Below are 6,000 nucleotides of genomic sequence, written 5' to 3'. Positions count from 1 at the left end.
GGCGGTCGCCCCGCCCCGCCCCAGCCACGAAAGCGGGGAGAGGCGACCGCCTGGGAAGAGAAGACCAGGGTCAGTGAGCCGCTGAGAACTGGTCTTCCTCGGTGGAGCCGGTGAGAGCCGTGGTGCTGGCCTCGGGCGCGATGGTCGTGCTGATGGTGTCGAAGTAACCGGTGCCGACCTCGCGCTGGTGGCGGGTCGCGGTGTAGCCGTCGGCCTCCGCCGCGAACTCGGCCTCCTGCAGCTCGACGTACGAGGTCATCCCGTTCTGGGCGTAGCCCTTGGCCAGGTTGAACATCGAGTAGTTGAGCGAGTGGAAGCCCGCCAGGGTGATGAACTGGAACTTGTAGCCCATGTGGCCCAGCTCGCGCTGGAACTTCGCGATGGTCGCGTCGTCCAGGTGCCGCTTCCAGTTGAAGGACGGCGAGCAGTTGTAGGCCAGCATCTGGTCCGGGTACTCGGCCTTGATGCGCTCGGCGAAGTTGCGGGCGACCTCCAGGTCCGGGGTCGCGGTCTCCATCCAGAGCAGGTCGGAGTGCGGGGCGTAGGCCAGGCCGCGGGCGACGCAGGCGTCGACGCCGTTGCGGAAGCGGTAGAAGCCCTCGGCGGTGCGCTCACCGGTGACGAAGGGCTGGTCGCGCTCGTCGATGTCGCTGGTGATCAGCGTGGCGGCCTGCGCGTCGGTGCGGGCGATGACCAGCGAGGGGACACCGGCGACGTCGGCGGCCAGGCGCGCGGCGTTCAGCGTCTTGACGTGCTGGCCGGTGGGGATGAGGACCTTGCCGCCCAGGTGGCCGCACTTCTTCTCGGAGGCCAGCTGGTCCTCCCAGTGCACACCCGCCGCGCCGGAGGCGATCATGCCGCGCATGAGCTCGTAGGCGTTGAGGACGCCGCCGAAGCCGGCCTCGGCGTCGGCGACGATCGGGGCGAGCCAGTGCGGGGCGCTGTCGTCGCCCTCGGCCCAGGTGATCTGGTCGGCGCGCATCAGGGCGTTGTTGATGCGGCGGACGACGGCCGGGACGGAGTTGGCCGGGTACAGGCTCTGGTCCGGGTAGGTGTTGCCCGACAGGTTGGCGTCGGCCGCGACCTGCCACCCGGAGAGGTAGATGGCCTTGAGGCCGGCGCGGATCTGCTGGACGGCCTGGTTGCCGGTGAGGGCGCCGAGGCTGTTGACGTAGTCCTCGGTGTGCAGCAGGTTCCACAGGCGCTCGGCACCGAGACGGGCCAGCGTGTGCTCTTCGGTGACCGAGCCGCGGAGCTTGATCACCTGGTCGGCGGAGTAGGTGCGCTCGATCCCGGCCCACCGGGGGTCGGTCTCCCACTCCCGCTGGAGTGCCGCGCTGGCTTCCTGTCGTCGAGCGCTGGTGCTCATGTGCGTTCCCGCCTTACGTGTAGTCCCCAAGGTGTTCGCACCGGTCGAGGGGAGGCCCTGCCCGGGGCCAGGGGGTGAGCCCTGGGCGGTAAGTTCCCCGCCGGTAACTATGATTCTTAGGGAAGATCCAAGGCTTTTCCACTCGAAATCGGGTGAAGATCGTCGTTTCTTTCCGTACCATGAACGCATGGCGTACTTTGGTGCTGAAGAAATACCGTCTTTGACAGGTGACCTAGATCTCGTCACCTTCGGCCAGCGGCTCCGTCATCTTCGTCGGGCGCGCGGCATGACCCTCTCTGACCTGGGAGAACGCGTGGGCAGGGCGCCCTCCCAGCTCTCCCTGCTGGAGAACGGCAAACGCGAGCCCAAGCTCTCCCTTCTCACATCTCTCGCGTCGGCCCTCGGCGTCTCCGTCGAAGAACTTCTCTCCAAGCAGCCCCCCAGCCGTCGCGCCCAGCTGGAGATCGCGGTCGAGGAGGCCCAGCGCGACCCCGTCTACCAGACCCTCAACCTGCCCCACCTCAAGGTCGGCAAGCGGGTCCCCAACGACGTGCTCGAACACATCGTGGGCCTGTACGACGAGCTCAAGCGCCGCAGCGCCAAGCCCACCGCCACCCCCGAGGAGGCCCGCCGGGCCAACGCCGACCTGCGCCGCCAGATGCGCGAACGCGGCAACTACTTCGAGCACATCGAGAAGATCGCCGCCGAGACCCTCGACGCCGTCAACTACAGCGCCGGCGCCCTCTCCCAGGGCCAGATCCTCGCCATCGCCACCCACCACGGGTTCAGCCTCCGCTACGTCCAGGACCTGCCCCGCTCGGTGCGCTCCCTCACCGACCACGTCAACCGGCGCATCTACCTCAAGCGCGAGACCACCCTGGGCATGCACAGCCCGCGCACGATCCTGCTCCAGACCCTGGGCCACGTCGTGCTCGGCCACCAGAAGCCCAAGGACTTCGGCGACTTCCTGCGCCAGCGCGTGGAGGCCAACTACTTCGCGGCGGCCGTCCTCATCCCCGAGTCCACCTCGGTCACCTACCTCCAGGAGGCCAAGCACGCCCGCGACCTGTCCGTCGAGGACCTGCGCGACGTCTACTCGGTGTCCTACGAGATGGCGGCGCACCGGTTCACCAACCTCGCCTACCGCCACCTCGACCTCGTCTGCCACTTCATCCGCAACGACGAGACCGGCATCATCTACAAGGCCTACGAGAACGACGGGCTGGTCTTCCCCACCGACGAGACCGGCGCCATCGAGGGCCAGCGCATGTGCCGCCAGTGGTCGGGCCGCCAGGTGTTCGCCTCCCCGGACCGGTACTCGATCTACTACCAGTACACCGACAAGCCCAACGGCACCCACTGGTGCGTGGCGCACGTCGACCCCAGCCGGGAACGCAACTTCGCCATCACCCTGGGCGTTCCCTACAAGGAGTCGCGCTGGTTCCGGGGGCGGGAGACCACCAACCGCACCAAGTCCAACTGCCCCAACGGCGAGTGCTGCGTGCGCCCGCCCGCGGAGATGGCCGCCCGCTGGGAGGGCAACGTGTGGCCGTCGGCGCGCGCCCACTCGCACGTCCTGTCGGCGCTGCCGTCGGGGACCTTCCCCGGGGTGGACGAGCACGACGTCTACACGTTCCTGGAGAAGTACGCCCACGAGGACTGACCCGGGGGCCGGAGAACAGGGTGTCCGGAAGGCAAGGGGGTCGCGGCGCACGCCGCGGCCCCCTTCCGTGTTCTCCGGTACGGTCCCGCCGGGTCGCCCCTTACTCCCTGGCCCCGCTCCTCAGCCCTCGGTACAGAACGAGTGGTGCTCGTGGGCGATCGCCCACCGTCCGTCCTCCTTGCGCAGCCCCAGGGTGAGGCGCAGCCGCCGGTCGGGGAACTCGGCCAGTCCCTCGGGGGTGTCGCAGCGCAGCAGCGCGTGGGCGAAGGCGACCCGGTCGCCCGCGGTCACCGCGAGTTCGACCAGGTCGAAGGTCCCCCCGGAGGTCTGCCAGGCCAGGAAGTCGGGCCAGACCTCGCGGTAGGCGGCCGCGCCGCGCACCCCGTCGTGGGGCGGGGGCACGTCGAACATGACGATGTCGTCGGTGTGGTCGGCGAGCACGGTCTCCAGGTCGCCGCCGCTGATCGCGGCCGCCCAGCGCTCGACCAGTTCCCTGACGAGGCGTTCGTTCTCGGACACGGGTCGCTCCTCTCGGTTGCGGTTCACCTGTGCAGACCCGTCCGGGACGCGGAAATCATCGGTCGGCGGGACGGGGAGGGCGGAGCCGGTACCTCGGCCGACCCCGGCCGACCCGGGCCGACCGCGCCCGTCCTCGGCCGCCCGCCCGGCTCAGTCGTCGGGGATGAGGGCCAGCGGGCGCGCCGAGTGGTGGATCCACCGCCCCCGGGTCCGGTACAGGCGCGCGCTCTCCCAGCCCTCGCCGGGACGGCGGCCCAGCCGCAGGGAGGTCCAGGACCACCTCCAGCGCAGGAACTCGCCGGTGTGCACGTTGATGCGCTCGCCGTGGTGCAGGCTGGGCCGGAAGGTGACCCAGGTGATCTCCACCCACAGGTCGCCGGGGTCGGGGTCGGGCAGGGTGACCGACAGGTGCAGGGGGTCGGAGTCGGGGGAGACCCGGTTCTTGCGGACCCGCGGGCGCAGCCCGGCGGCGGAGGCGCCCCGCAGGGTGCAGACCACGCTGTAGACGGTGTCGCGCCCCTCGGGCAGAACGTGGACGTCGGCCCGGCCCGGGTGCGGCGGGTCGGTGGCGGTGGGCGGCGAGGACGGGGTGAGGTGGCGGCGCACCCGCCAGGCGTGCCGCGGTGCCTTGAGCCATTCCAGGCGCCACAGGACGATGCCGGCCGTGGCCGCGACCAGCGAGAAGAGCAGGGTCAGAACCTCCACCCGGCCACGGTAACCCGCCGCGTCCCGCCGCCCCGGCCCGGACACACAGGACACGCGACGGGACTATGCGCGCAGCCGTTCCAGGATGACGTCCAGGGCCCGGCGGACCTCGCCGGGGACGCCCGCCTCGCGCAGCTCGGCCCGGAACCGCTCGTTGTTGCCGTTGGGGGTGGTGTGCGCCTCGGCCAGCGCGGCGATCGGCTCGCCGGAGTCGACCAGGGAGCGGCCCATCTCGGCGAAGATACGGGCGACGAAGGCGTCGGCGACCCCGGCCGCCACGCCCCGCCCGGCCAGCCAGCCGGCGATGGTCGACAACTGGTCCAGCTGCGCCGCGAAGGTCGCGGTCACGGCGCTGAACGCCTCCAGGGCGTCCTCGTCGTCGGGCACCACCACCTCGCCCACCCGGGAGAACAGCGCGCGGGCGTCGGCGTCGTCGGGGTAGAGCACGGTGAGGCTGCCGTGGTGGGCGGCCTGCGGCAGCGGGATCGAGCGGACCACGGTGCGGGCCGGGGCCGCCGGTCCCGCCAACCGGTGCAGGGGCAGCCCGGCCACCGCGCTCACGACCACGTGGTCGGGCCGCAGGGACAGCTCCTCCAGCACGTCCACGGCCACCGGGGGGAGCACGGCGATCACGACCACCGTCACCGCGTCGAGTACCTCCTGGTTGTCGGCGCACACGCGGACGCTCGCGAAGCGTTCGGCGAGCCCCCGCGCCACGTCGCGGTTGCGGGGGGACAGCAGGATCTCCGGCGGGGTGCCCGTCCCGGTGCACAGGCCCGTCACGAGCGCCGCGGTGATCTCGCCGGTGCCGATGAACCCGTACCGGGCTGCCGGCGGAACGGCCGGTGCGGTGGAAGGCGCGGGGGCCGATGCGGGGGAAGGTGTGGTGGCCGGTGCGGTGGAAGGTGTGTCCGTCATGCCTCTCCTCGTGGTGTGCGTCCGCGTGCCCCCGCCGGGCGTGCCGCGCCCCCGCCGGGTGTGTGCCGTGCCCCCGCCGGTCCGGCCGGATCGTCGGCGGTGTCGGGGAGGATGGGGCCGACCAACGGGAGGAAGCATGGGGAACACGGTGAACGGTACCAACGGGGGGATCGGCGTGACCGGGATCGGGCCCGGCGCGGGGCGCCCGGTGCTGCTCCTGCACCCGTGGTGGGGTGTCACCCCGGCGGTGCTGGAGTGGGCCGACGCGCTGGCGGCCGCGGGCCGCCGCGTTCTGGTCCCGGACCTGTAGGGCGGGCGGGTCGTCGACACGGTCGCGGAGGCCGAGGCCCTCGCCGAAGGCCTGGACCACGGCGCCGTGCTCAGGGAACTGGGCGTGATCGCGGACGGCCTGTCCGGCCGGGGGCGGCCCTGGGCGGCGGTGGGCTTCTCCCTGGGAGCGTTCTTCGCCGCGCGGCTCGCCGGTCGCGGCGCGGCCGGGCCGGACGAGCTGGTGCTGTTCTACGGCGGGTGGTCGCCCGGGGGAGAGGTGGGGCGCACCCGGAGGGTGGAGCTGCACCGGGTGCCGGACGACCCGTACTTCACGGAGGATGAGGTGGCGGAGACCGTCGAGGGGTTCCGCCGGGTGGGTGTCGAGCCGGAGGTCCACGTGTACGAGGGGGCGGGGCACTGGTTCGCCGAGCGCGGCGCCCCCGGGTTCGACGGGGACGCCCACGCGCTCGCCCGCTCCCGCGTGATCGGGCGGCTGGGCGGATAGCCGACCGGGCCCCGTGTCCCGGGGCCCATACCGCCGCGCCCCGCACCCCCG

Annotated in this window: 7 protein-coding genes; 3 read left to right on the top strand and 4 right to left on the bottom strand. The window is 72.0% G+C overall.

Annotated elements, in window-relative coordinates; all coding sequences use genetic code 11:
• Positions 1 to 70 precede the first annotated feature (70 nt).
• Positions 71 to 1,369 carry an isocitrate lyase gene (gene aceA, locus ACJOT3_RS17620; RefSeq protein WP_406973930.1) on the bottom strand — a complete coding sequence of 433 codons (1,299 nt, stop codon included), beginning with the start codon at positions 1,367 to 1,369 and terminating at the stop codon, positions 71 to 73.
• Between the two features lie 220 nt (positions 1,370 to 1,589).
• Between aceA and ACJOT3_RS17615 the strand changes: the two genes are divergently transcribed.
• The gene (locus ACJOT3_RS17615) at positions 1,590 to 3,032 is read left to right on the top strand and encodes a helix-turn-helix domain-containing protein (RefSeq protein ID WP_406973929.1); all 1,443 of its coding nucleotides are present in this window, start codon (positions 1,590 to 1,592) and stop codon (positions 3,030 to 3,032) included.
• 120 nt (positions 3,033 to 3,152) lie between these two features.
• Here the strand turns inward: ACJOT3_RS17615 and ACJOT3_RS17610 are convergent, their stop codons facing one another.
• From ACJOT3_RS17610 to ACJOT3_RS17600, 3 genes are all read right to left on the bottom strand, one after another.
• Complete coding sequence (locus ACJOT3_RS17610; RefSeq protein WP_406973928.1) at positions 3,153 to 3,551, bottom strand: YybH family protein; 399 nt, start codon at positions 3,549 to 3,551, stop codon at positions 3,153 to 3,155.
• Between the two features lie 150 nt (positions 3,552 to 3,701).
• On the bottom strand, positions 3,702 to 4,256 hold the full coding sequence (locus tag ACJOT3_RS17605) for a hypothetical protein (protein WP_406973927.1): 555 nt from the start codon (positions 4,254 to 4,256) through the stop codon (positions 3,702 to 3,704).
• Between the two features lie 63 nt (positions 4,257 to 4,319).
• Positions 4,320 to 5,174 carry an NAD(P)-binding domain-containing protein gene (locus tag ACJOT3_RS17600; protein WP_406973926.1) on the bottom strand — a complete coding sequence of 285 codons (855 nt, stop codon included), beginning with the start codon at positions 5,172 to 5,174 and terminating at the stop codon, positions 4,320 to 4,322.
• Positions 5,175 to 5,310: 136 nt separating this feature from the next.
• Here ACJOT3_RS17600 and ACJOT3_RS17595 point away from each other — a divergent pair, with 136 nt between their 5' ends.
• Positions 5,311 to 5,484, top strand: coding sequence for a hypothetical protein (locus tag ACJOT3_RS17595; RefSeq protein WP_406973925.1), 174 nt, complete (start codon positions 5,311 to 5,313; stop codon positions 5,482 to 5,484).
• Between the two features lie 66 nt (positions 5,485 to 5,550).
• The gene (locus tag ACJOT3_RS17590; protein ID WP_406973924.1) at positions 5,551 to 5,949 is read left to right on the top strand and encodes a dienelactone hydrolase family protein; all 399 of its coding nucleotides are present in this window, start codon (positions 5,551 to 5,553) and stop codon (positions 5,947 to 5,949) included.
• Positions 5,950 to 6,000: the final 51 nt, after the last annotated feature.

The sequence above is a fragment of the Nocardiopsis protaetiae genome (assembly GCF_045446735.1).
Classification (GTDB): domain Bacteria; phylum Actinomycetota; class Actinomycetes; order Streptosporangiales; family Streptosporangiaceae; genus Nocardiopsis; species Nocardiopsis protaetiae.
This window is presented reverse-complemented; position numbering and strand designations above follow the sequence as displayed.